General features: G+C 72.3%; 21 protein-coding genes. 8 read left to right on the top strand and 13 right to left on the bottom strand.

Features of this window, described 5'->3' with window-relative positions; genetic code table 11:
- Positions 1-129: 129 nt before the first annotated feature.
- Positions 130-453, top strand: a complete 324-nt coding sequence (locus tag HCJ93_RS22760) for an STAS domain-containing protein (protein ID WP_167997647.1) — start codon at positions 130-132, stop codon at positions 451-453.
- A 286-nt stretch (positions 454-739) separates the two neighbouring features.
- The gene (locus HCJ93_RS22755; RefSeq protein ID WP_167997646.1) at positions 740-3,271 is read left to right on the top strand and encodes an ATP-binding protein; all 2,532 of its coding nucleotides are present in this window, start codon (positions 740-742) and stop codon (positions 3,269-3,271) included.
- Positions 3,272-3,401: 130 nt separating this feature from the next.
- Here HCJ93_RS22755 and nucS read toward each other — a convergent pair whose 3' ends face one another.
- The gene (gene nucS, locus HCJ93_RS22750; RefSeq protein ID WP_167997645.1) at positions 3,402-4,073 is read right to left on the bottom strand and encodes an endonuclease NucS; all 672 of its coding nucleotides are present in this window, start codon (positions 4,071-4,073) and stop codon (positions 3,402-3,404) included.
- Positions 4,074-4,398: 325 nt separating this feature from the next.
- Here nucS and HCJ93_RS22745 point away from each other — a divergent pair, with 325 nt between their 5' ends.
- Positions 4,399-4,791, top strand: coding sequence for an SCO5389 family protein (locus tag HCJ93_RS22745; protein ID WP_167997644.1), 393 nt, complete (start codon positions 4,399-4,401; stop codon positions 4,789-4,791).
- 104 nt (positions 4,792-4,895) lie between these two features.
- On the opposite strand, the gene HCJ93_RS22740 is transcribed toward HCJ93_RS22745, so the two are convergent.
- Positions 4,896-5,924: an LLM class flavin-dependent oxidoreductase gene (locus tag HCJ93_RS22740; RefSeq protein WP_167997643.1), complete on the bottom strand. Its 1,029-nt coding sequence runs from the start codon at positions 5,922-5,924 to the stop codon at positions 4,896-4,898.
- 241 nt (positions 5,925-6,165) lie between these two features.
- Here HCJ93_RS22740 and HCJ93_RS22735 point away from each other — a divergent pair, with 241 nt between their 5' ends.
- On the top strand, positions 6,166-6,498 hold the full coding sequence (locus HCJ93_RS22735; RefSeq protein ID WP_167997642.1) for an Rv1322 family protein: 333 nt from the start codon (positions 6,166-6,168) through the stop codon (positions 6,496-6,498).
- An 84-nt stretch (positions 6,499-6,582) separates the two neighbouring features.
- On the opposite strand, the gene HCJ93_RS22730 is transcribed toward HCJ93_RS22735, so the two are convergent.
- The 7 genes from HCJ93_RS22730 to mce all read right to left on the bottom strand — a co-directional run bounded on the left by HCJ93_RS22730 (position 6,583) and on the right by mce (position 16,549).
- Positions 6,583-7,440, bottom strand: a complete 858-nt coding sequence (locus HCJ93_RS22730; RefSeq protein WP_167997641.1) for an ABC-2 transporter permease — start codon at positions 7,438-7,440, stop codon at positions 6,583-6,585.
- On the bottom strand, positions 7,437-8,636 hold the full coding sequence (locus HCJ93_RS22725) for an ABC transporter ATP-binding protein (protein ID WP_167997640.1): 1,200 nt from the start codon (positions 8,634-8,636) through the stop codon (positions 7,437-7,439). Before HCJ93_RS22725 ends, HCJ93_RS22730 begins: the two co-directional genes overlap by 4 nt.
- Positions 8,637-8,755: 119 nt before the next feature.
- Positions 8,756-9,529 (bottom strand): ABC transporter permease, encoded by a 774-nt coding sequence (locus tag HCJ93_RS22720; protein WP_167997639.1) that lies wholly within the window; start codon positions 9,527-9,529, stop codon positions 8,756-8,758.
- 7 nt (positions 9,530-9,536) lie between these two features.
- Positions 9,537-10,490: an ABC transporter ATP-binding protein gene (locus HCJ93_RS22715; protein ID WP_167997638.1), complete on the bottom strand. Its 954-nt coding sequence runs from the start codon at positions 10,488-10,490 to the stop codon at positions 9,537-9,539.
- An 86-nt stretch (positions 10,491-10,576) separates the two neighbouring features.
- On the bottom strand, positions 10,577-11,512 hold the full coding sequence (locus HCJ93_RS22710; RefSeq protein WP_167997637.1) for a coiled-coil domain-containing protein: 936 nt from the start codon (positions 11,510-11,512) through the stop codon (positions 10,577-10,579).
- Between the two features lie 517 nt (positions 11,513-12,029).
- Positions 12,030-15,878, bottom strand: coding sequence for a polarized growth protein Scy (scy, locus tag HCJ93_RS22705; protein WP_167997636.1), 3,849 nt, complete (start codon positions 15,876-15,878; stop codon positions 12,030-12,032).
- A 230-nt stretch (positions 15,879-16,108) separates the two neighbouring features.
- Positions 16,109-16,549, bottom strand: coding sequence for a methylmalonyl-CoA epimerase (gene mce, locus HCJ93_RS22700; RefSeq protein WP_167997635.1), 441 nt, complete (start codon positions 16,547-16,549; stop codon positions 16,109-16,111).
- 149 nt (positions 16,550-16,698) lie between these two features.
- On the opposite strand from mce, the gene HCJ93_RS22695 reads away from it, so the two are divergent.
- Positions 16,699-17,925, top strand: coding sequence for an acetyl-CoA C-acetyltransferase (locus tag HCJ93_RS22695; RefSeq protein ID WP_167997634.1), 1,227 nt, complete (start codon positions 16,699-16,701; stop codon positions 17,923-17,925).
- A gap of 46 nt (positions 17,926-17,971) precedes the next feature.
- On the top strand, positions 17,972-18,928 hold the full coding sequence (meaB, locus tag HCJ93_RS22690; RefSeq protein ID WP_167997633.1) for a methylmalonyl Co-A mutase-associated GTPase MeaB: 957 nt from the start codon (positions 17,972-17,974) through the stop codon (positions 18,926-18,928).
- Positions 18,929-19,675: 747 nt separating this feature from the next.
- Here meaB and HCJ93_RS22685 read toward each other — a convergent pair.
- Positions 19,676-20,395 (bottom strand): PepSY domain-containing protein, encoded by a 720-nt coding sequence (locus HCJ93_RS22685; protein ID WP_167997632.1) that lies wholly within the window; start codon positions 20,393-20,395, stop codon positions 19,676-19,678.
- A 116-nt stretch (positions 20,396-20,511) separates the two neighbouring features.
- Here HCJ93_RS22685 and HCJ93_RS22680 point away from each other — a divergent pair, with 116 nt between their 5' ends.
- Positions 20,512-21,252: a response regulator transcription factor gene (locus HCJ93_RS22680; protein ID WP_167997631.1), complete on the top strand. Its 741-nt coding sequence runs from the start codon at positions 20,512-20,514 to the stop codon at positions 21,250-21,252.
- A complete protein-coding gene (locus HCJ93_RS22675) occupies positions 21,249-22,748 on the top strand; it encodes a sensor histidine kinase (protein ID WP_167997630.1) in 1,500 nt (499 codons plus the stop codon). Before HCJ93_RS22680 ends, HCJ93_RS22675 begins: the two co-directional genes overlap by 4 nt.
- Before the next feature lie 202 nt (positions 22,749-22,950).
- Here HCJ93_RS22675 and HCJ93_RS22670 read toward each other — a convergent pair whose 3' ends face one another.
- The 3 genes from HCJ93_RS22670 to HCJ93_RS22660 all read right to left on the bottom strand — a co-directional run bounded on the left by HCJ93_RS22670 (position 22,951) and on the right by HCJ93_RS22660 (position 24,979).
- Positions 22,951-23,427, bottom strand: coding sequence for a MarR family winged helix-turn-helix transcriptional regulator (locus HCJ93_RS22670; RefSeq protein ID WP_167997629.1), 477 nt, complete (start codon positions 23,425-23,427; stop codon positions 22,951-22,953).
- Positions 23,428-23,528: 101 nt separating this feature from the next.
- The gene (locus HCJ93_RS22665; RefSeq protein ID WP_167997628.1) at positions 23,529-24,332 is read right to left on the bottom strand and encodes an AIM24 family protein; all 804 of its coding nucleotides are present in this window, start codon (positions 24,330-24,332) and stop codon (positions 23,529-23,531) included.
- Positions 24,329-24,979 carry an AIM24 family protein gene (locus HCJ93_RS22660; protein WP_167997627.1) on the bottom strand — a complete coding sequence of 217 codons (651 nt, stop codon included), beginning with the start codon at positions 24,977-24,979 and terminating at the stop codon, positions 24,329-24,331. The genes HCJ93_RS22665 and HCJ93_RS22660 overlap by 4 nt, the downstream gene beginning before the upstream one ends.

Here is a 24,979-nt window from a genome sequence, read left to right as displayed (position 1 = left end):
GTTCGCTCACAGCCAGCAACCTCGGCGGCCCTCGCGCAGTCAGACCTTGCATCACCGGCTGTACAAAAACGAACAACGATCAACGACAAGCCACTCGGAGCACGAGAACGCAGGCCACGGGGAGCGCATATGCACATCAGGGGCGACCACGCCGAGCTGGTCGTCGGGGGCCGCCTCGACGTCCGCAGCGCGGCGGACGCCCGCACGGTCCTGCACTCCGCCGTCGACGACGGAGTCGGCGACCTGGTGCTGGACCTGTCCGAACTGGACTCCTGGGACGCCACCGGACTCGGGGTGATCATGGGAGCCCACCGGCGGGCCGGCCGCTGCGGCCGGCGCCTGGTGCTGCGCGGTGTGCCGCCGCAGATGCAGCGCCTGCTGGTGGCCACCCGGCTGCACCGGATCCTGGCAATCGAGGGCGGCATCGGAGTGGACAGCCTGCCCCGGGTGTGAGTCCCGCCGAGGGCCCGGCAGGGGCCGGTCAGAGGTTCCGGTACGGGCCGGTCCGGTGCGGGTGGTCCGCACAATCCTCACGAGACTGTGACGTCTCGGGCGGCGCGGTACCCCGGACTGTCGTAGATACTGAGCAAAGGTTTAGGGTTCGGCTGCCCGCTGCCCTGCAACCCTCGAGCGGGCCCGGACCAGAAGCGACAGCGCGGTGTGCACAGCAAGGCCGGGAGGGGCTTTGGGTCCTGTCCATGGGGCTCGGGCACACGACGCTTTTGGGGGCTAGGTACTGATGGACCCGAACACTCCGGGACCCGAGGAGTACGGCCGGCACGGTGACGGTGACGCACCGCGCCAGCGCCCGCCCCGGGACTCCCTCACATCCGACTTCTCACCGCCCGCACTCGCCCGCACGGTGCAGCTGGTCTCCGGCGACTTCCTGCTCACCGTCAACCCCGTCGACGGCAGCGAGATAGAACCCTGCCCGCCGGCCGAGCGGCCCGCCCGGCCCGTGAAGCTCGACGCGGCCGAGCGCGCCGAGGTGGAGCGCGCGGCCCGCCCGCCCGTCCCGCCCGGCCCCGCGCAGCCCGCGCTGCCGCTGCTGGCCCGTCAGGAGACCCGCGAACAGCTGGTCCGGCTGCTCGCCCGTGGCCGCTCGGTGCGCCTCACCGGCCCCGCGGGATCCGGCCGCACCCGGCTGCTCGACACCGTCGCCGAGGACTGCGCGGACCTCGCCCCCGACGGCGTCGTCCGCCTCAGCGGTCACCGGCGCACTCCCGACGACCTGCTCCACGACCTCTTCTACGCCGTCCACAACGCCCCGCTGTACCGGCCGGAGCGGGCGGAGCTGGTCGAGCACGTCCGCGAGATCGGCGCCGTCGTGGTCCTGGACGACCTGGAGTTCGGCGGGGAGAGCCTCGACGAGCTGCTGGACGCCACCCCGGAGTGCGCCTTCCTGTTTGCCGCCACCCCGGACGTGCCCGCGCCCTCCGCCGACGCCGGCGTGGAGGAGGTCGTCCTCGAGGGCCTCGACCGCGCCGCGGGCCTCGACCTGCTGGAGCACGCCGTGGGGCGCCGGCTCACCGAGGACGAGGCCAACTGGGCGGGCGACCTGTGGTTCGAGTCCGAGGGGCTGCCGCTGCGCTTCGTCCAGGCCGGCGCCCTGCTGCGGCAGCTCGACCGGCTGCGCGCCGGGGCCGGCGCGGTCGACGAGTTCGGCGTCTTCGCCGACGCCCGCCCCGACGACCTGCCCTACGACCCCGTCGGCGGCGACGAGGTCCCGCTGCCCCCGCTGGGCGACGCCGCGGCGCCCGCGCCGCTGCTCGCCTCCCGGCTCAGCGCCTCCGCCCGTGCCACCCTGCGGTTCGCGGTGGCGCTCGGCGGCGAGGTGCCGCACCAGGCGCATCTGCCCGCCCTGGTGGGCGACACCCACGCGGACGCCGCGCTCGGCGAACTGGCCGCCTGCGGCCTCGTCACGCCCGTCGGCGCCCACTACCGTCTGGCCGCCGGGGTGCTGACCCAGCTCGAGGCCGCCGGATACGCCGAGGACCTGACCGCCCAGGCCACCACGGCCGCCCAGCACTACGCCTGGTGGGCAGGGCACCCCTCGGTCACCCCCGAGCGGGTCTGCGCGGAGGCGGACGCGGTGCTCGCCGCGCTCACCGCCGTCGTGCCGCTCACCACGGCCACCGGTGACGACGAGCAGCCCGTCGCCGTGCAGCTGGCCCGCACCGCGGCGCCCGCCTTCGCCGCGGGCCTGCACTGGAGCGCCTGGGAGCGCACGCTGCGGGCCGGCGCCGAGGCCGCACGCCTCGCCGGGGACGTGGCCGAACAGGGCTACTTCCACCACGAGCTCGGCATCCACGCCCTGTGCTGCGGGCAGCTCGACCGGTCGCGCGCCGAACTGGAGGCGTCCATCGGGCTGCGCGGCGCGCTCTCCGACAAGCGCGGCACGGTCGCGGGACGCCGGGCCCTCGCCCTGGTCGCCGACCGCTCCGGCACCCCGCTGGCACTGGCGCCGACCGCGGGGGAGGAGGTGCCCGAGGCGCACGCCGAGGAGTCGGCCTCGCCGCCCCGCGGAGTGCCGACGGCCTTCCCCGAGGTGAAGCCGCCCGCCGACACCGCGCTGATCATCAACCGTTCCGCGGCCACGCCCTCGCCCGCCGCCCCGGCGCCCAAGCAGGGCGGCGGTCTGAAGAACCTGGCGCGGCGCAACCTGGTGGCCGCCGGCGCGGGCGCGCTGCTCGTCGCCGTCCTCGGCACCGTCGTCACCCTCGGCGCCACCTCGGACGGGGAGGCGGGCCGGCCCTCGGAGAACGTGGGCGTCAACCCCTCCGCCACCCAGGGCCCCGACGACGGCAGCCTGGGCGCCGACCCGGCGGCCGGCGACGAGGGCGACACCGGCAAGGCCACCAGCCGGCCCTCCGACCCGGGCCCGGACGGCAAGCTGGGCACGGCGGACGACCCGACGCCGACGGCCTCGACGTCGGGCGAGCCGTCCGAGGACGACAGCGAGGAGCCGGACGAGCCGACCAAGTCCCCGACGAAGTCGCCCACGAAGTCGCCCACGTCCAAGCCGACGAAGACCACCAAGCCGCCCACGTCCGAGTCCCCGGACCCGACCTCGCCGGACCCGGAGCCCACCGGGACCGAGCCGGACCCGACCGACACCCCGACCACGCCGCCCGACGAGCCGTCCACCAGCGACTCGGCCAGTGGTCCCGCCTCGTCCTCCCCGGCGGAGACGAGCAGTTCGGCCGGCGCCCCCGAGAGCAGCGAGGCCGGCACGCCCAGCACGTCGGGCAGCGCCGGCACGGTCATCTGACGCCGGCACCGACGCCGCCCGCACGCAGGACGAAGGGCCGGATCCCGTCCACGGGATCCGGCCCTTGTGCGTGTGCGGGCGAGCCCCCGCGTGTGTGCCGAAGAGCCCGGTAGCAGCCGCGGAGAGAGTCCTAGAACAGCCGCAGCTTGTCGTCCTCGATGCCGCGCAGCTCGTCGTAGTCGAGGATCTGGCAGTGGATGCCCCGGTCGGTGGCGAGCACCCGCGCCTGCGGCTTGATCTCCTGGGCGGCGAAGATGCCGCGCACCGGGGCGAGATGCGGATCGCGGTTCAACAGCTCGAGGTAGCGGGTGAGTTGCTCCACCCCGTCGATCTCGCCACGCCGCTTGATCTCCACCGCCACGGTCTGCCCCTCGGCGTCCCGGCAGAGAATGTCGACCGGGCCGATGGCGGTCATGTACTCGCGGCGGATCAGGGTGTAGCCCTCGCCGAGGGTCTCGATCCGGTCGGCGAGCAGCTCCTGGAGGTGCGCTTCCACGCCGTCCTTGATCAGGCCGGGATCCACGCCCAGTTCGTGCGTGGAGTCGTGGAGGATCTCCTCCATGGTGATGATGAGTTTCTCACCCGCCTTGTTGACGACGGTCCACACGCCTTCCTGGTCGCCCGTGCCCTCCTTGAGGGTGCAGGGCGGCGACATCCAGTTCAGGGGCTTGTAGGCCCGGTCGTCGGCGTGGATGGAGACACTGCCGTCCGCCTTGATCAGGATGAGACGGGGTGCCGACGGCAGGTGCGCGGTGAGCCGTCCGGCGTAGTCCACGGAGCAGCGGGCAATGACGAGACGCATGGTCGGCAACGCTACTCGACCGCCCCGCCCCGACGCGATTCGCCCGTGTGCCCCGGCCCGGTCCGGCCGGGCTCGAGGCGTCCTCACACCCGCCCCGTCCGGCGCTGCGACACGTCCTGAATCTCCTGGAAAACCCGTGTTCCACGATGGCCGATTACCTGCCCACTGGATGTTGGTCATCCGGGCAATGTCCTGGTGCGGGCACCTCCGGTTGCTTACGGTATTGAACGGGAGGTCGCGAGATGGGTACGCAGCGTGTCCGATTACGCGGGCTCCCCTATCTGTCAGGCAACCCCTGCTCGTCGGGGGTGCGAGAGGAGAACCCATGTCGCTCGACGTCTCACCGGCCCTACTCGAACAGGCCGAGCGAGGCGAGGTCGACGAAGCAGAATTCGTCGACTGCGTCCGGACCTCCCTGCCCTACGCGTGGGAGATGATCAGCTCCCTGGTGGCCCAGCTGAAGGTGGACGGCGGAGAGTTCGCCGACAACCAGACGCCTCCGCCGGACGAGCAGGCACGCGGTCAGCTGCTGCGTGCGCTCGCGAGTGACGCGATACGCGGCGCGCTGCAACGGCACTTCGGTGTTCGGCTGGCCTTCCAGAACTGCCACCGGGTGGCCGTGTTCCCGCTTGACTCCTCGGTCGACGAGACGCTGGCCCGCTTCACCTCGGTCCGAAGTCAGCTGCTGAACCAGTCGCCGGAGCTGCGCGACTGCTGACGCGCCCCATCGTCTGCTTGCCGCTCCGTACCGCGGGAGGTGCAGTCAGTACCAGGGGCGGCAAGCCTCCATGGCACGTGATCCGCGCAGGCGGCCCCGCTCGGTCAGGCGAGCCGGGGCAGCACCTCGGCACCGAGGCGCCGTACGTTCTCCTCGGTCGCCGCGAGATCGCCGGATCCCTCGACGAGCAGCGCGAAACGGGAGATGCCGGTCCGCTCGCTGGTCGCCGCCAGCCGGTCCGCACACAGCGCCGGGGTGCCCACCGGGTGCAGTCCGCAGAGCAGTTCGGTGTACGCCAGCGGATCGCGCATCTGCCGTGCCCGGCCGTCCACCGTGACATGGGCGCCCAGGCCCTGGCGCAGCCAGCCCGGCATCGCCTTCAGCAGCGCCTCCGCCGCGTCGGCCCGCCGGTCGGCGATCTGGCAGACACCGGCCGACACATGCGCAGCGCGGTGGATCTCCTCGGGGGACCGGCCGCTGGCGCGGGCGTGCCGCCGCCACAGGGCGACCATCTCGGCCTTCTCCTCGTCGCCCACGTGCATGCCGAGCAGCATCGGAAGACCGCGCTCGGCGGCCAGCCGCACGCTGGACGGCGAGGTGCAGGCGACGACCACCTCGGGTCCTTCCGTCTCCGTGAGCGCCTCCGACGGGCGGGGCACGACGGGGACTTCACGGAACCGGTAGCGCTCGCCGTCGGCCGCCACGGACGGCTCGCGCAGCCAGCGCAGCAGCAGATCGAGTGATTCCGGGAAGCCCTTCTCGTACGCCTCGAGACCGGAGCCGAAGACCTCCAGGTCCACCCAGGGGCCGCCGCGCCCCACGCCCAGCGAGAAGCGGCCGCCGCTGGTGATGTGCAGCAGCGCGGCCTGCTCGCCGAGGGTCACCGGGTGGGTGGTGGGCAGCACACTGACCGCCGTGCCGACCCTGAGCCGGCGGGTGCGGCCCAGCAGCAGCGCGGCCAGGGTGACCGCCGACGGGCAGGTGCCGTACGGCACGAAATGGTGCTCGGCCAGCCAGACCGTGTCGAGCCCCGCCTCCTCGGCCACCTCGGCCGAGCGGACCGCGCGGTGCAGCGCCTCCCCCTCGCCCTGCCCGGGGAACTGGGCGGCCAACACGAAACTTCCAACGCGCATTGCTTTCCTGCTTCCTTGGCTCCGACGCGGAGCTCCCCCACACGGCATAACCGCCTGACACGTGCCGAGGACACGGCCGGGCGGAGGAATTTGCGGATTGTCTGCAGAATCGGCCGCTCGGAAGCGGGCGCGGCGTCGCCGGACGGGGCCGTGTGACGGCCGGAGCCTTGCGCGTGCCCCGGCGGCGGGCACGTAGGCTGGATGCGGCCCGTGCATCCTGTATAGCCCCGTGAGGTGTCCTGTGTCCCCGCGTCGCAACCGACCGAAGGGATCCGGTTCGTCCGGCCGGAGCGCCGAGGAGGACCGTTCCGGCCGCTACGGCGGCTGGCAGTCCACGGAGAGCTGGCAGGGCGAGGACTGGAGCGTGCGGCACGTGGCGGGCGCCAGCGCGCGGGGCAAGTCCTACCGCTGCCCGGGCTGCGACCAGTTGATCCCGGACGGGGTGCCGCACGTGGTGGCCTGGCCGGAGTTCTCCGGGGTGGACGAGCGCCGGCACTGGCACAAGGCCTGCTGGAACGCGAAGGACCGCCGCACCACGCGGGTGCAGCGGTCCCGAAACGCGCCGAGGTTCTGAGCGCCCCGCGGCCGGCGCGGGAGCCCCGGCGGAGTCCGCGGGGAGTCCGAGTCCGCGGGTTGTCCGCGGGCAGCCGCGGGGTGATCACACGTCGCGGCTCTCCTGCACGGCGAAGGCGGCGCCCAGAGCCACCCCGGTGATGCACAGCATGATCAGCACCGGATCCCAGCCGGACGGGCCCGACTCGCTCAGGGAGTTCGCGTAGAAGACGCTCATCTGGTTCGGGATGGAGTACTCGAACAGCGCCTGCTGCACGTCCCTCAGCGAGTCCGAGAACATGAACAGTGCCACCACCAGCGGGGCGAGCAGCACACCGATCATGATGGTGATGGCCCCGGCGGAGTGCCGGATGAGCGAGCCCACCGCGAGCGACAGCGTGCCGAGCAGGGCGAGGTAGAGCGAGACGCCGACGGTGCCCTTCAGCCACTCGCCGCCCGAGGGGTCCTTCGCCCCGTTGCCCTCGAGCATCGCCACGTGCAGCATCCCGATGAGCGTGGCGGACACCAGGGTCACCACGAAGGCGACCAGGAAGAAGACGATCGCCTTCGCCGCGAGCACCCGGGCCCGCGACGGGCAGGCGACCATGGTGGTGCGGATCATGCCGGTGCCGTACTCGGAAGCCGTGGTCAGCACGCCCAGCGTGATCAGGCACATGCTGCCGAGCAGCAGCCCGAAGAAGCCGAGCCCCAGCGGACTCTCGCCGCCGAGGTCGGCGTCCTGGCCGGCGATCACCAGACCGGTCATCAGACCGATGCCGACGACCAGCAGCACGAACACCCCGAGCGTCCACATCGTGGAGCGCACCGAGCGGATCTTCGTCCACTCGGAGGCGATGGCGTGCCCGAGGTGCGTGCGCACCACCGGGATCGGCGAGGTGTAGCCGGACTCGGCGGCCTGCCACTCGGGCGCGGTCTGCGGCATCGGGGGCTGGGGCGTGCTCATCGGGCGTCCTCGGGCTTGGTCAGGTCGTCGGCGGAGGGGGCGTTCGCGGGCGGCGCGGCGGGCGCGGCAGGGGCCTGCGGGGCCTGCTGCCCGGGCTGCCCGGCCGGCTGGGCGTACGGATTGGCCGCGGGGGTGCCTGCGGGGGCCTGCGCCGGCGCGTAGGGCTGCCCCTGCTGGGGCGGCGGCGGGGGATACCAGCCCGGCTGGCCCTGGCCCGGTACCGGGACGGGCGGCAGCGCGCCGGGCGGCAACGGCTGCTGGAGCCCGGCCTTCTGGTCGGTGGTCGAGCGGTAGTCGACCGCGCTCTGCGTCATCCGCATGTACGCCTCCTCCAGCGAGGCCTGATGCGGCGACAGCTCCCACAGCCGTACATCGTTGTCGTGGGCGATGTCGCTGATCCGCGGCAGCGGCAGCCCGGTCACCCGCAGCGCGCCGTCCTGCTCGGGCAGCACGTGCCCGCCGGCCTCGGTGAGGGCGGCCGACAGCTTCTCCCTGGCCTGCGGCTCGGTGTCCGGGGTGCGCACCCGCGCGAAGCCGGCCGAGTTGGCGGCGATGAAGTCCTTCACGCTCATGTCGGCCAGCAGCCGCCCGCGGCCGATCACGATGAGGTGGTCGGCGGTCAGCGCCATCTCGCTCATCAGGTGCGAGGAGACGAAGACGGTGCGGCCCTCGGCGGCGAGGGACTTCATCAGATTGCGCACCCAGAGGATGCCCTCCGGGTCGAGGCCGTTGACCGGCTCGTCGAAGAGCAGCACCTGCGGGTCGCCGAGCAGCGCGGCGGCGATGCCGAGCCGCTGGCCCATGCCGAGGGAGAAGCCCTTGCTCCGCTTCCTGGCCACCTCGTGCAGGCCGACGACCCCGAGCACCTCGTCCACCCGCCGGGCCGGGATGCCGGACATCTGGGCGAGACACAGCAGATGGTTGCGGGCGGACCGGCCGCCGTGCACGGCCTTGGCGTCGAGCAGCGCGCCGACGTGGCGGGCGGCGTTGGGCAGCCGGCGGTAGGGGTAGCCGTTGATCGTGACATGCCCGGCCGAGGGGTTGTCCAGGCCGAGGATCATCCGCATCGTCGTCGACTTGCCCGAGCCGTTGGGGCCCAGGAAGCCGGTGACAGCTCCGGGCCGCACCTGGAAGGAAAGGTCGTACACAGCGGTCTTGTCGCCGTACCGCTTGGTCAGGCCGACTGCCTCGATCATGCTCCGCACCCATCGGAAGGTTAGGACAGCGGGGCACACGCCCCCGTAAGGGTTAGGAGGATATCCAGGCGCTGACGGTTCCGTTCAAGACGAGGTAAAAACTGCTCGCAGGTGATCATTCACTGTGCGTCGCGCCGCTTCAGCAGCACATAGCCGCCGATCAGCGCCGCCACCACCCACAGCGCCATGATCCCGAGTCCGCCCCAGGGCCCGTACGGGGTGTCGTCGCCGATCGGCGTGACCACCTGCATGATCTTGCTGCCGGCCTGGTCGGGCAGGAACTGGCCCACCTTCTTGGTGGCGTCCACATTGCCGAGGATGCTGGAGATCAGGAAGAAGAACGGCATCAGGATGCCCAGCGACAGCATCGGCGAGCGCAGCATCGCGGCCACGCCCATCGAGAACATCGCGATCAGCGTCATGTAGAGGCCGCCGCCGATCACCGCCCGCAGCACCCCGTCGTCCCCGATCGAGGCCTTGTGCTCGCCGAGCATCGCCTGGCCGAGGAAGAACGCGGCGAAGCTGGTGGCCATGCCGACGGCCAGGGCGAGCGCGGTGGCGACCGCGATCTTGCCGAAGAGGAAGGTGCCGCGCTGCGGCACGGCCGCCAGCGAGACGCGGATCATGCCCGTGCTGTACTCGTTCGACACCACCAGCACCCCGAACACGATCATCGCCAGCTGGCCGAGGCTCATCCCGGCGAAGCTGATGAAGGTGGGATCGAAGGAGAGCCGGTCCCGGGTGCTCAGATTGTCGAACTCGGCCTTCGACAGCGCCGAGATCAGCATGCCGAGCGCGATGGTGACCACCGCCGCCAGGGACAGCGTCCACACCGTGGACGCCACCGACCGGATCTTGGTCCATTCGGACCGGACGACCTGTGTTGCCGCCATGCTCAGCTCAGCCCTTCTTCCAGCCCTCGCCCCACTGCTGCGGGGCGGCGGGCGTGCCGGAGTGCGCGTGGTACTCCACCGACTCCGCGGTCAACTGCATGAACGCCTCCTCCAGGGAGGCCTGCTGGGGGCTCAGCTCGTGCAGCACCAGCTGGTGCCGGGCCGCCAGCTCCCCGATGTACTCGGCCTTGCCGCCGTCCACCTCCAGCGCCCCGTCCCCCGCGTCCTGGGCGGTCAGGCCGGCCTGGTGCAGCACGTCGAGCAGCTTCTCCCGCTGCGGGCTGCGCACCCGGACGTAGGAGCGCGAGTTGCGGGCGATGAAATCGGCCATCGAGGTGTCGGCGAGCAGTCTGCCCTGGCCGATGACCACGAGATGGTCCGCGGTCAGCGCCATCTCGCTCATCAGATGGGAGGAGACGAAGACCGTACGCCCCTGCGCGGCGAGGGACTTCATCAGCGTGCGGATCCAGTGGATGCCCTCCGGGTCGAGGCCGTTGACCGGCTCGTCGAACATCAGGATCTGCGGGTCGCCGAGCAGCGCGGCGGCGATGCCGAGCCGCTGGCCCATGCCGAGGGAGAACCCCTTGGCCTTCTTCTTCGCCACCGCGGTCAGGCCCACCGTGTCCAGCACCTCGTGCACCCGCTGCTTGGGGATGCCGTTGCTCTGGGCGAGGCAGAGCAGGTGGTTGAAGGCGGTGCGCCCGCCGTGCACCGCCTTGGCGTCGAGCAGTGCACCGATGTACTTCAGCGGGTCCTTCAGCTGGTCGTAGTGCTTGCCGTCGATCCGCACATCGCCCGCGGTGGGCCGGTCCAGGCCCAGCATCATCCGCATCGTGGTGGACTTGCCCGCCCCGTTGGGGCCGAGAAAGCCCGTGACGATGCCCGGCCTGACGGTGAACGTCAGATTGTTCACCGCGATCTTCTCGCCGTACCGCTTGGTCAGCCCCTCGAGCTCGATCATGACGCCCACGCTAGAGGGCGACAAAGCCCTCTGCCACCTCAGTGGCAGAGGGCTTCACACTTTTATGGCCTGCGTCCGCGAGGACGTTACCGGGACTGCTGGGCGGGGACCCCGCGGGAGACCGGCTCCTCCTCGGCGGGCGTGCCGGTCGCGGCCACCGCGGCACCGGTCAGCGTGGCGAGCATCTCGCGGACGTTCGTCAGCTGGGCGTTGATGGAGTCGCGGCGGTTGGTCAGGGCGGCCAGCTCGCGCTCGGACTCCGAACGGATCCGGTCGGCCTTGGCGTTGGCGTCCGCCACGATGTCCTCGGCCTGGCGCTGCGCGGTCTCCACCGTCTGGCGGGCACGGCGCTCGGCGTCGGTGCGCAGCTTCTCCGCCTCCAGACGCAGCTGCTCGGCCCGGTGCTCGATCTCCGCCAGGCGCTTCTCCGCCTTCGCCTGACGGGAGGCCAGGTCGCGCTCGGACTGCTCGCGGCGCTTGGCGAGGTTCGTCTCGAAGTCGGCGGCGGCCTGCGCGGCCTTGGCGCGGGTCTCCTCGAAGAGGGCGTCCGCCTCCTCGCGCTTGGACTGCGCGTCCTTCTGCGCCTCGGCGCGCAGCTGGGCGGCCTCGCTCTTGGCCTTCTCGATGATCCGGGCGCCCTCGTCCTCGGCCTTGGCCTTGCGCTCCGCCGCGTAGGCCTCGGCGTCGTTGCGCACCTGCTGGGCCGCCGACTCGGCGAGCTCGCGGTGCTGCTCGGCCGCGCGCCTGGCCTCCTCGCGCAGGTCCTTCGCCTCTTCCTCGGCGAGCCGCAGGATCTTCTCGACGCGGGCGCCGAGGCCGGCGTACGACGGCTCGGCGTCGTTGATCTGTGCCTGTGCGTTCTGCGTCTCGAGGTGGAGCTCCTCGATCCGCTTCTCCAGGGCGCTGATGCGGGCGAGTGCACTGTCACGGTCGGAGACGAGCTTGGAGATACGTTCGTCCACCTGAGCGCGGTCGTACCCACGCCGCACAAGCTCGAAGCCGTAGGGGGAAGTGTCGCTCATGGGGTTCCTGTCGAATGAGACCGGTGAGGTGATAGGTGGAATCCTAGGGGCCGAAGCGGTGTGTCATCGAGCGGATGCACGTTTGATACGGAGAATGACACCCCTTTTGAGTGGCTGACCGCCGGACCACTTGCCAAAGCCTTGGTCAAAGCCCCCCGAGCCGGGGTGATTTCATCCGTTTCGCCGGGCCTGTCTCCGCCGCCCGCGTGACCCCCTGGCCGCACACGGAGGCGGACCGTGCGCCGTCGGAGCGGCACCGCGGGCGGCGGAGACAGGCCCGGCGGAAGGTGCCTGCCGCCCGGGACGGGGCGGCCGGAAGGTCCTTGCGGCCCGGTGGCGGAGCGCCCCTCGGGCCCCGGCCGCCGGGGGACGGGCCGCCCAACGGGCCCCCGCCGCCCGGGAGCAGGCCGCCGCGCCGGCCCCCGCAGTCCCGGGACGGGGCGCCCCCGTCGCCGCAGCCCGGGAACGGGCCGCCCGACCGGTTCCGGCCGCCGGGGGACCGGCCGTCCAACGGCCCCTAGCTCTCGGAGGACTTGCCTCCCGAGCGGGGCGCCCCCACCGACGCTCCCGCCTTGACGCCGTTCTCCTTGGAACCGGACGGAGCCTCGAAGGACTCCAGGGCCTCAAGGACGTCCTGCACCCGCGAGATCTCGGCATTGATGTCCTCACGGCGCCGCACCAGCACCTCCAGCTCGCGCTTGCCCTCCTCGACCGTGCGCCGCGCCTCGCGGACCGCCTCGGCCTTCAGCTCCTCGGCCTCCTTGACGAGCGCCGCCTTCTTCTGCTCGGCCTCCTTCAGCAGGCCCTCGGCCTTCTTCACGGCGGCGATACGCACCTTGCCGGCCTCCGAGTTGGCCTCCGAGACGATCTCCTTCGCCTTCGCCTCGGCCTTGGCCAGCTGCTCCTCGGCCGCCTTGATCAGCGCATCGCAGCGGTCACCGGTCGACTTCATCGTCTCGGCCGCCTCCCGGCGGGCCCGCTCGTGCAGCTCCTCGATCTCGCCGGTGATGCGGTCCCGCAGCTCCTCGGCGCGCTCCCGGATCTGCGTGGCGTCCCGGCGCGCGCCGACCAGCAGCTCGTCCGCGTCCGTACGGGCCTTCTCGACCAGCGAGTTGCCTTCCACCTTCGCCTCGGAGACGATCCGCTCGGCCTCGCTGCGGGCCGCGCCCACCATGGTGTCCGCCTGCGACTCCGCGTCCGCCTTGGTCTTCAGCGCCTGCTGCTGCGCCTCCGCGAGCAGCTTGTCCGCCTCGGCCGTGGTCTCCGTGATGAGCTTGTCGACCTGCTCGGCCGCCTCGCTGCGCCGCTTGTTGGCGTCCTTGCGCGCCTCGTCCAGGGTGCGCTCGGCCTCCTCGCGGGCGGACGCCACCAGACGCTCCGCCTCCGCCTCGGCCTCGGCCTTCACCCGGTCGGCCTCCTCGCGCACCCGCTCCGCGTGCTGCTGCGCCGAACCGACCGCCTCCGCCGCCTCGGACCGCAGCCGCTCCGCGTCGCTGGTGGCGTCCGAGATCAGCTTCTCGGCCTTGGCCACCGAATCGGCCCGCAGCCGGTCCGCCTCCGTGACCGTCTCCGCGGTGAGCCGCTCCGCCTCCTTGCGCGCCTCGCTGACCAGCGCGTCCGCCTGCTCCGCCGCCTCGGAACGGATCCGGTTGGCGTCCTCGCGGGCCTCCGCACGGGTGCGCGCCGCGCTCTCCTCGGCCCCGGCGACCGCCTCCGACGCCTCCGTGCGCACCCGCTGGGCGTACTCGCTCGCCTCCGCGCGGATCCGGTCGGCCTCGGTGATCGCCTCCGACACCGTGCGCTCGGCCATCGTCTTGGCGGCCTCGGTCTCCTCCCGGGCCTCGGCGCGCAGCCGGCTCGCGTCCTCGCTCGCCCGCTCCCGCTCCGCGTAGGCGTCGGCGCGGACCCGGTCCGCCTCCTCCTCGGCCTCCCGCCGGGTGCGCTCCGCCGCGTGCTCGGCGGCGCTGCGCAGCCCGGTGATCTCCTCCTGGGCCTGCTCGTGCAGCCCGGCCACCGACTCGCGCACCTGCGCCGCGTGCTGCTCGGCCGCCGACACCATCTCGGTGGCCCGCCGGTCGGCCTCCTCCACCAGCCGCACGGCCTCGGCCTGCGCCTCGTCGACCCGCTTGCGCGCCGCGGCCAGCAGCTCCTCGCTCTGCTCCCGCGCCTGCTCGCGCTCCTGGTCCGCCTCCTGCCGGGCCGCGCCCAGCAGCTCCTCCGCCTCGCGCCGGCGCCGGGCGGCCTCCTCCTGCGCGGCGGCCAGCGTCTCCGACGCCTCGGTGCCCAGCCGCTCGGCGGCCGCCTGCGCCTCGGCGCGCACCCGGTCCGCGCTCTCCTGCGCCTCCGCCTTCAGCCGCTCCGCCTCCGTCGCGGCCTCGCTGCGCAGCCGCACCGCCACGGCCTCGCCCTCCGCGCGGGACGCGGAGGCGTCCGCCGCCGCCTCGGTGCGCAGCCGCTCGGCCTCCGCCTCCGCCTGCTGCTGCAGGGTGCGGATCCGCTCCGCGGCCTCGGTGCGCAGCCGCTCGGTCTCCTCGGCGGCCTCCTGGCGGATCCGGGCCGCCTCCTCGCGGGCCTCGCTCAGCGCCTGCTCGGCCGCGGCCAGCCGCTCCTCGGCCTCCTGCTGCAGCCGCGTCAGCTCCTCGGCGGCCTCCGCACGCCGCGCCTCGGCGGCACGCTCCGCCTCCTCGCGCAGCTCCCGCGCCGCCCGCTCGGCGTCCGCCAGGACCGCCTCGGCCTTCTCCGCCGCCTCCTCGCGGTGCCGCTCGGCCTCCTTGCGGGTGCGCTGCAGCGTCTCCTCGGCCTGCCGGCGCAGCGTGGTGGCCCGCTCGATCGCCTCGGTGCGGACCTTCTCGCTGTCGGTCTGCGCGGTGGTACGCAGCTCGTCCGCGTCCGCCTTCGCCTTGGCCAGCAGCTCCTCGGCGGACTTCGCCGCCTCCTCGATCTGCGCCACGGCCTCCTTGCGGGCCTCCGCGCGGATCTTCTCGCCCTCGGCCACCGCGTCGGCGCGCAGCTGCTCGGCCTCGCCGCGCAGCCGCCGCGCCTCCTCCTGCAGCTCGACCGTCTTGGCGCGGTACTCCTTGGTGTCGTCCTTCGCCGCGCCCTTGAGCTGCTCGGCGATGTCGTGCGCCTCCGCGCGCAGCCGGTCCGCCTCGGCCTCCGCCTCACGGCGGATCCGCTCGGCCTCCTCGGCGGCCGCCCTGGTGGTCTGCTTGGCCTCCTCGGACGCCTTGTTGAGCACGTCCTCGGCGGTCCGTGCGGCCTGCGACAGCTGGGTCGCGGTCTCCTCGGCGGTGAGCGTCCTGGCCTTCTCCGAGGCCTCGGCGACGATCTTCTCGGCCTCCGCGCGGGCGTCGGCGATGACCTGCTCGGCCTCGGCCTTGGTCTGCTCGGCCTCCTTCGTGGCCTCCTCGACCAGCCGCGCCACCTGCTCCTTGGCGGTGCGCGTACGGGTCTCGTTGGCGGCCTCCGCGGAGGCGATCGCCTTGGCGGCGGTCTCCTTCGCCTCGGCGAGCACCTTCTCCGCCTCGGCCCGCGCCTCGCGCAGCGCCGCCTCCGCCTCGGCCATCCGCTGCTCGGCGGCCTTGCTCATCTCCATCGCCTGGCGGCGCGCGGCCTCCGACTCGGTGACCGTGGAGGTGCGCAGCTGCTCGGCGTGGTCGGTGGCCTCCTGCGCCTGCGTGGAGGCGGCGTTCAGCAGCCGCTCGGCGTCCGCCCGGGCCCGCCGCAGGATCTGCTCCGCCTCGGCGCGGGCCGCCTCGGCCTCGCTCTGCAGCCGCTGACGGGCCTCGGCGGTCAGCCGCTCGGCCTCCGCACGCGCGGCGGCCATCGCCTGCTCGGCCTCCGCGCGGGACTCCTCCAGCAGCCGGCGGGCCTGCTGCTCGGTGCGGGCCCGCAGCTGCTCGGCCCAAGCCACGTTCTCGTTGACGTGGTTCTCCACCGTCTGCCGGCGCTCCGCCAGCTCCTGGTCGAGCTGCTGGCGCCGGGTCACGGCCTCCTGGTGCAGCTCGGCCTGGAGCCGCGCCGCCTGCTCCGCGTGCTCCTGGAGGATGCGCTGCGTCTGGGCGCGGGCCTGGCTCAGCTCCCGCTCGGCCTCCGCCCGCAGCTGATCGGCCTGCAGCTGTGCGTTCCGCAGCAACTGCTCGGCCTGGTAACCGATGTCGCCGCCGTCGTAGGCGGGCCGGGACATGATGGTGCGGCGCGCCTCGTGCAGCTTGGCGCGCAGCACCTCGACCTGGTAGCCGAGGTCCTCGGCGTGCTGGATCGCCTTCTCCCGCTCGGTCTTCAGCCGCTTCATCTCGGCTTCGAACCGAGAGAGGTGGTCGACGTCAGCCGCCGGCTCTCGCTCCTGGCTCTCGTAGCCCCGCACTGCGCGGTCCCATCCGTCCCCTGGTCGCAAGTCTGGCCGGGCTCCCGTCCATCCGCCGAACGGGGCCCCCGGGGAATGGTGTCAGATCAACGGCTGAGCATGGGCTGCTGCCCCGGCGCTCGCCCCCCGAAACCGGACCCCGGTGGTCCTGCCACCCGTGACGGCAGGACCTGGTCACCCTGGATCGAGCGGCGACCGCACCCAACCCTACCGGCCCATATGTACGTGGGTCAGTGCTCGGACGGTTCAACGGGCGCCGAAGTGACCAGTTCGGTCAGTACGCCGTGGCAGTCCTTGGGGTGCAGGAAGGTGATGCGTGACCCCATGGAGCCGCGCCGGGGCTCTTCGTACAGAACGCGTACGCCCTTGTCCTTGATGGCGGCCGCGTCCCCGTCCACATCCGCCGTACCGAAGGCGATGTGGTGCACCCCCTCGCCGTTCTTGGCGAGCCACTTGGCGACGGTGGAGTCCTCCCGGGTCGGCTCGAGCAGCTGCAGGTAGGAGGCGCCGCCGTCCGAGGTCTCGTTGATCTTGAGCATGGCCTCGCGCACGCCCTGCTCCTCGTTGACCTCGGTGTGGAAGACCTCGAAGCCGTAGGTCGACCGGTAGAACTCGACGGTCTTGTCCAGGTCGAAACAGGCGATCCCGATGTGGTCGATTCGCGTCAGCATGGATTCAGTGGAGCGCCCCCGGCCTGGTTACGCAACGTGCGCGCGATCACACCGAAGGGCCGATGACGCGGTCCGTACAGCGTCAGTACATTCGAAGTAAACCCTCGTTCACTCCTCGGCTGTGCAGGCCGGTAAGGGGATCGCAGCTCATGTCTTCTGCATCTTCCGCAACGACTTCCGCAGCGAACGGCACGACGTCCGTCATCGTCGCCGGCGCCCGCACCCCGATGGGGCGGCTGCTCGGTTCGCTGAAGTCCTTCTCCGGAGCCGACCTCGGCGGCTTCGCGATCAAGGCCGCCCTCGACCGTGCGGGGATCGGCGGCGACCAGGTCCAGTACGTGATCATGGGGCAGGTGCTCCAGGCCGGGGCGGGGCAGATCCCGGCCCGTCAGGCCGCCGTCAAGGCCGGCATCCCGATGAACGTGCCGGCGCTCACCGTCAACAAGGTCTGCCTCTCCGGCCTCGACGCCATCGCCCTCGCCGACCAGCTGATCCGGGCGGGCGAGTTCGACGTGATCGTGGCCGGCGGCCAGGAGTCCATGACCAACGCCCCGCACCTGCTGCCCAAGTCCCGCGAGGGCTTCAAGTACGGCGCGGTCCAGATGCTCGACGCCATGGCGTACGACGGTCTGACCGACTCCTTCGAGGGCATCGCCATGGGCGAGTCCACCGAGAAGCACAACACCCGCCTCGGCATCGGCCGCGCCGAGCAGGACGAGATCGCCGCGCTGTCCCACCAGCGGGCCGCCGCCGCCCAGAAGAACGGCGTCTTCGAGGCCGAGATCACCCCGGTGGAGATCCCGCAGCGCAAGGGCGACCCGGTGCTCTTCAGCAAGGACGAGGGCATCCGCGGCGACACCACCGTCGAGTCCCTCGGCAAGCTGCGCCCCGCCTTCGCTAAGGACGGCACCATCACCGCGGGCTCCAGCTCACAGATCTCGGACGGTGCGGCGGCCGTGGTCGTGATGAGCAAGGCCAAGGCGCAGGAGCTGGGCCTGGAGTGGATCGCCGAGATCGGCGCCCACGGCAACGTGGCGGGACCGGACAACTCGCTCCAGTCGCAGCCGTCCAACGCGATCCGGCACGCGCTGAAGAAGGAGGGCCTGGAGGTCTCCGACCTCGACCTCATCGAGATCAACGAGGCGTTCGCCGCGGTCGCCGTGCAGTCGATGAAGGACCTCGGCGTGTCCACCGAAAAGGTGAACGTCAACGGTGGTGCGATTGCCCTCGGCCACCCCATCGGCATGTCCGGTGCCCGGCTGGTGCTCCACCTGGCGCTGGAGCTGAAGCGGCGCGGCGGCGGTGTCGGTGCGGCGGCGCTGTGCGGTGGCGGCGGTCAGGGTGACGCGCTGATCGTGCGGGTGCCGAAGGCCTGAGCCTTGCCTCGTTGTTTGCCGGTTGACTCTCGTGAACGGAGCTGTGATGCAGGACGTCTCCACTCTGGTGGCCCAGGCCAGGGAGGGCAGGCCCCGGGCCGTGGCCCGGCTGATCTCCCTGGTGGAGGGGGCGTCCCCCCAGCTCAGGGAGGTCATGGCGGCGCTGGCGCCGCTGACCGGCAACGCGTACGTGGTCGGCCTGACCGGCTCTCCCGGGGTGGGCAAGTCGACGTCCACCTCGGCGCTGGTCACCGCCTATCGCAAACAGGGGAAGCGGGTCGGCGTCCTGGCCGTCGACCCCTCCTCGCCGTTCTCCGGCGGGGCGCTGCTCGGGGACCGGGTCCGGATGTCGGAGCACGCCTCCGACCCCGGCGTCTACATCCGCTCCATGGCCACCAGGGGCCACCTGGGCGGCCTCGCCTGGGCGGCACCCCAGGCGATCCGGGTGCTGGACGCGGCCGGCTGCGACGTGATCCTCGTCGAGACGGTCGGCGTCGGGCAGTCGGAGGTGGAGATCGCCTCCCAGGCCGACACGTCGGTGGTGCTGCTGGCGCCGGGCATGGGCGACGGGATCCAGGCGGCCAAGGCCGGGATCCTGGAGATCGGTGACGTCTACGTCGTCAACAAGGCCGACCGGGACGGGGCGGATGCGACGGCGCGGGAGCTGAACCACATGCTGGGCCTCGGCGAGGCCCGCAAGCCCGGTGACTGGCGTCCGCCGATCGTCAAGACGGTGGCGTCGAAGGGGGAGGGCGTCGAGGAGGTCGTCGAGGCGCTCGACAAGCACCGGGCGTGGATGGAGGAGCGGGGCGTTCTGGCGGAGCGGCGCAGAGCGCGGGCCGCGCGCGAGGTCGAGACGATCGCCGTGACCGCCCTGCGGGAGCGCATCGGAGACCTGCACGGCGACCGGCGGCTCGGTGCACTGGCCGAGCGCATCGTCTCCGGCGAGCTGGACCCGTACCGCGCGGCGGACGAGCTCATCCAGAGCCTGACCGAAAACTGACGCGCCCCGCTTCGCGGATTCCGCCGCCCTTTGTCCACCCCCCCACCCGACTCGGTCGGCTGCAACCACCCGCCCCGGGGGCTCCGCCCCCGAACCCTGGCCTTGTCTGCCCGCCGCCCGTTGGGCGTTGGCTGGTAGTGCCGGCTTGGGGTGTCCGGCTCGCCTGCTTGGTGGGTGGGTGGCTGGGTCGGCTGGAGTGCCTGTCTCGAGGGCTCGGTCTCCGGGCCTCGTGTCTTGCCTGCCCGCCGTCCGGTGCGGTCGGTTGAGAGTGCCGGCCTGGGGTGTTCGGGTTTGTGCTTGCTGGTCGGCTCGGTCGGCTGGGGGTGTCTGTGTCGGGGGCTCCGCCCCCGAACCCCCGGCACCCGGGCTTTGCCCGCCCGGTGTCCGGATGGGTCGGGTGCGAGTGCGCCTCTTGAGAGCTCCGGCCCCGGGCCCCGGTTTCTTTGCCGCCGGCCGCCTGACTCGGGCGGCCTGTCGTGCTCGACTGAAGCTCCCCCGAACCATTCGGGACGCTGCCCGGTCGCCGTGGGAGTCGGTGGGGTGGCCGTGCCCGTTCGGGGTGTTCGGGCCTGTGTGCCCGTTGCTGTGACTTCCCCGGCTGTGAGGAGGGAGGGTGCGCAGAATCAGCCCGTCCGGCGTTTGAGGACGAGGCGCGTCGAGGGCCGATGCGGGGGTCCGGGGCGGAGCCCCCGGGGGTCGGGGATGGGAAGGGGCGGCGGGGGCGAGATCAGCCCGGGTCAGCTCGGATCAGTCGTCGTCGGTGGAGTCGTCGCGGTCCGGAGTGACCGTGGTGCCGGTGAGGGCGACCTTCCACTCGGTGGAGCCGTTCGTCTCGACCTCCCAGGCCCTGTCGTTGTCGTCGTCCAGATCCACCGATGTGACGGTGCCCTTGGCCGCCGCGGCCTTCGCCGCCTCCTCGGCCGTGACCGACGCGCCCTTCAGAGCGGCACGAACCTCGGCCGTGTCGTCCTCGTCGTCCTGGTACGACCCCAGCACCTTCCCGGTGTCCGGATCGATGCGCACGCTGTACCAGGTGTCGTCCTTGTCCAGGACGTCGACCTCCCACACGGCCGTGCCGCCGTCGTCCCCGTGGTCCTCCAGCTCCGCGGAGACGGCCGTGCCCGGGGTGTGCCCGAGCGCGGCGGCGATGGCCTCGGCCGCGGTCACCTCTCCGGGAGCGGGGGTCCGGGAGTCGTCCCGGTCGTCCCCGGGCCCCTGGTCGTCCCCGGGCCCCCGGGAGTCGTCACGGTCGTCCCGGTCGTCGTCGCGGTCGTCCCGGTCGTCGTCGCGGTCGTCGCGGTCGCCTCGGGCCGCGTCGTCGTCCTCCGTTGTCCGCTGGGCCTGCGCAGCGTTCCGCGTCTTCGTCGCCTGCGCGTCGTCGTCCCCCGACAGCGCGAGTGCGGTGACCGTGCCGCCGCCCGCCAGTGCCGCAGCCGTCACCACGGCGATCACAATGTTGCGCTTCATGCCGACTCCTCCCGAGTCACTGCGATGTCCGACACCGCCAATGTCGCCGAACGACCCTGAGAGGAAGCTGAAGCCACCTGAAAAGAACTTCAGGTTCTCTTTGCCACCCTGGTGGCATGCGCCCGCCCGTGTCCCGCCACCGCCCCGCCGGAGGCGCCCCGCGCCGCCCGTACCGGCTGCTGATCGTCGAGGACGAGAAGCGTCTCGCCGTCTCGCTCGCCAAGGGCCTCGCCGCCGAGGGCTACCTCGTGGACGTCGTCCACGACGGCCGGGAGGGCCTGCACCAGGCCACCGAGGGCACGTACGACCTGGTGATCCTCGACATCATGCTGCCCGGCCTGAACGGCTACCGCGTCTGCGCCGCCCTGCGCGCCGCCGGGCACGACGTGCCGATTCTGATGCTCACCGCGAAGGACGGCGAGTACGACGAGGCCGAGGGCCTGGACACCGGCGCGGACGACTACCTGACCAAGCCGTTCTCGTACGTCGTCCTGGTCGCCCGGGTCAAGGCGCTGCTGCGCCGCCACGCCCGGACCGCCGGGGCCTCCCCGGTCCATGTGCACGGCGATCTGAAGGTGGACACGGCCGCCCGGCGGGTGTTCCTGGGGGCGGGTGAAGTCGCGCTCACCGCGAAGGAGTTCGCCGTTCTGGAGTTCCTGGTGCTGCGCGCGGGCGAGGTGGTGTCCAAGGCGGAGATCCTGGAGCACGTCTGGGACTTCGCCTACGAGGGCGACCCGAACATCGTCGAGGTGTACATCAGCGCCCTGCGCCGCAAGCTGCGTTCCGCGCTGATCCGCACCGTGCGCGGCGCGGGCTACCGCCTGGAGGTTCCGGAAGAGCCGGAGACGGCCCGATGAGGCGGCTGTTCGGCTCGGTGCGTGCCCGGGCGACCGTCGCCGCGACCCTGGTGGTCGCCGTGGCGCTGCTGGCCGCCGGCGCCGCCGTCCTGCTCTCCCTGCGCTCCAGTCTGACCGAGGAGGCGGGCACGCGGGCGGAGCGCTCCGCCCGCGCCGTCGCCTCCGAGCTGGCCGCGGGGACGGCGTACGAGGACCTGTCGGGGCTGGACGGCGATGACGGCCCGGTGCAGGTCGTGGACGAGGAAGGGCGGCTGGTCGCGGCGACCGAGGACCTGGAGCGGATCAGCGGTACGGGAGTCGACGAGGTGGCCCCGGCGCCGTCCGCGACGGAGCGCACCGACGGCCGGGAGGGCCGGGGGGACGGCGACGACTCCGACGACAGTGGCGACGGCGACGGCGACGGCGACGGCGACGGTGACGGTGACGACGACGGCGGCGAGCGCCTGGAGCCGGGCGAGATCGCCCCGGAGACCGGCTTCACCAGCGGGTCCGCCACCCTCGACGGCGACACGGAGGACTACCGCTTCGCCACGGTCGAGGTGGAGACGAAGGACCGGGGCCGCCTCACCGTGCACGCCGGTGCGGCGCTGTCCGCCGAGCGCAGCGCGGTGAGCACCGCGCTGACCGGCATGCTGATCGGCTTCCCCGTGCTGCTGGCCGTGGTCGCCGGGGTGACCTGGCTGGTCACCGGTCGGGCGCTGCGCCCGGTGGAGGGCATCCGCCGGGAGATGGCCGCGATCACCGCTTCCGAGGACCTCGCCCGGCGGGTGCCGGAGCCGGTTACGCACGACGAGATCGCCCGGCTGGCCCGCACCACCAACGAGACACTGGCCGCGCTCGAGGCGTCGGTGGAACGCCAGCGGCGGTTCGTCGCGGACGCCTCGCACGAGCTGCGCAGCCCCATCGCCTCCCTGCGCACCCAGCTGGAGGTGGCAGCCGCCCACCCCGACCTGCTGGACATCGACGGCGCCGTGCACGACACCGTGCGGCTCCAGCAGCTCGCCGCGGACCTGCTGCTGCTCGCCCGTCTCGACGCGGGGGAGAGGCCCGCCGAGACGCCCGTGGACCTGGCGGCGCTGGCCCGGGAGGAGTGCGCCGGGCGCACCGGGGTGGTCGTGGACGCGGAGCCGGTCGAAGTGGCCGGATCGCGGGGGCAATTGGGGCGATTGCTGGCCAATCTCCTCGACAACGCCCAGCGGCACGCCCGGGAGACGGTCACGGTCGTGGTCCGCCGCGAGGGCGGCCGGGCGGTGCTGGGGGTCGCCGACGACGGCGAGGGCGTCCCGGAGGCCGACCGGGAGCGGATCTTCGAGCGGTTCGTGCGGCTGGACGCGGCCCGCAGCCGCGACGCGGGCGGCGCGGGTCTGGGCCTGGCCATCGCCCGGGACGTCGCCGTGCGGCACGGCGGGACGCTCACGGTCGGCGACGCCCCGGCGGGCGGAGCCCTGTTCGAGCTCCGCCTGCCGTTGCTGGGCGGCGAGCGGCGCGACGACTGACGCGGCAGCCGGCGCGGCCACCGACGTGGTAGCCGACGTGGCAGTCGGCGCGGCCACCGACGTGGCAGCCGGGGCGGCGACCGGCGTGGCAACTGACCGGCCGGCCGGTCGGGCCGCCTCGGAGGGCCGGTCCGTCGTTCCGTGCATCCGGATCGGGCACCGATCCGGACACGGGCCCGGACCGGATGTGGTGTGCCCCCTGTCAGGGCCGTCCGCGCTGGCCGCGCAGATGCTCCGCGATCGGCTTGAGCGCCTTGTCGAGTTCCATCAGGGCGTCCGGCGACAGCAGGTCGATGAAGTGCCGGCGTACGGATGCCACGTGGTGCGGTGCGACCTTCTGCATGGTCTCCATGCCGTAGTCGGTGAGCACGGCGTAGAGGCCGCGGCGGTCGGACTCGCAGTTCTCCCGCCGGACCAGGCCGGCGTTCTCCATCCGGGTGATCTGGTGGGAGAGGCGGCTCTTGGACTGCAGGGTGGCGGACGCGAGGTCGCTCATCCGCATCCGGTGGTCGTCCGTCTCGGAGAGGTTCACCAGGATCTCGTAGTCGTTCATTGTCAGGCCGAACGGCTGCAGGTCTTTCTCGAGCTGGTAGGTCAACAGCTTGTTGACCTCCAGGTGGGTGCGCCAGGCGCACTGCTCCGCATCGGTCAGCCAGCGGGTGGCCGTCTCGGTCTCCATGAATGAAGTCTACCTAAGAAGTTGAAAAGCGAACTAGTGAGGGGTGGCGTGTGACGTAGACGGCGTGCACGCGTTCGATGTCACACTCCGCAGACTACCGCTCACAGCCCGAAGCGACGCTGGAGGTCCCCCAGCTGTCCGGGAAGGCGCGGTGTGCCCGGGCCCTGCCCGTGACCGCCGGACATCCCGGCGCCCGGCACTCCCGCCTGCTGCGGAGTGGCCCCCGTGTCCAGCTCCGGCATCAGCTCCTCCGACGACTGCATCAGCACCGTGCCCGCCCCCACGAACTCGAACTGATGCTCCTCGCCGGAGGTCCCGCCGAGGCCCGTCAGCGCACGTAGACCGCCCATTACGCCGGTCATGTACCCATGGTCGTAGTGGTGGCACGGAGAGGGGCAGTCGGCCCATCCGACCAGGGCCTGGGGGTCGACCCGGACCGGGGGCTCCATGAACACCACCGGACCGTTTGACGCAGCCACGAACTTCCCGGTTCCGATGAGCGTGAGAAAGCCGGGAACGATGGACTGCTTCAGTGACAGACTTGGCTGAAAAGCGAGCAAGTTGCCCGAGCGAATGGTCAGGTTGCCCTCATCCAGGTCGTACGCATTCACGTCGAAGGCCCGGTCGGCGAGGAGCATCTTGCCCGAGCCCTCGGCCACCACCCAGTCGCTCGCGTGCAGTGGCGAATGGAACGAGGTTCGGACAAGTCGGTCGAGTCGCCCGTGCCCGATGCCGTTGAACTCGACCGAGCCGTAGTAGGCGATCATCTTGCCCTTCTGCAGGAACCACTGGTTCCCCTTGAGCTCCACGCAGAAGGTGTACGGGTCGACGTTGTCGTCGGACGGCAGGGTCACCGGGTCGTACACGGCGGGGCCCGCGCCCGGGGCCGTTCCGTAGGTGCTCACAGCTTCTCCTCCGAGGCCTGGACGTACACCGCTCCGCTGCCGCTCAGCTCCAATTGGAACGCCTCGCCCGAGCCGCGGCCCACCATGTCCCGCCAGCCGAGTGCCGTGGACAGCTTGTTGCGGACGTCGCCGTGGTGGGCGACATAGGCCTGCGGGTCCACATGGACCGGGCGGCCCGGGGTGATCGGAAGCTCGATCACGCCGCCGTGCGCCATCACCGCGACCGCGCCGTGCCCGGTGAGGCTGGTGGTGAACAGGCCCTGCCCGGAGACCTGGCCCCGCACCATGCCCATCACCCCGCCCTGGGAGCCCAGGAAGACCGTGCTCTGCCGCAGGGTGCCCTCGAAGGCCAGCAGGCGGTCCGCCTCCACGTAGAGGGTGTCGCCGGAGAGGTTGATCACCTCGATGTGGTGGCCGCCGTGCCCGAACAGGACCGTGCCGTTGCCCTCCACCGTCATCAGAGGCGTGTCCTCGTTCGCCACGCGCCGGCCGATCATCGACATCACGCCGCCCTGGCCGCCCATGACATTGGGGGTGAAGCTGACCTCCCCCTTGTAGGCGAGCATCGCCCCGCGCTGGCTGAACAGCTTCTGACCGGGCGCCACGGTGGCCTCGATCATCTTGGAGTTGATCTCCCGGAAGCCCAT

Source organism: Streptomyces composti (assembly GCF_012034205.1).
Classification (GTDB): Bacteria; Actinomycetota; Actinomycetes; order Streptomycetales; family Streptomycetaceae; genus Streptomyces; species Streptomyces composti.
This window is presented reverse-complemented; position numbering and strand designations above follow the sequence as displayed.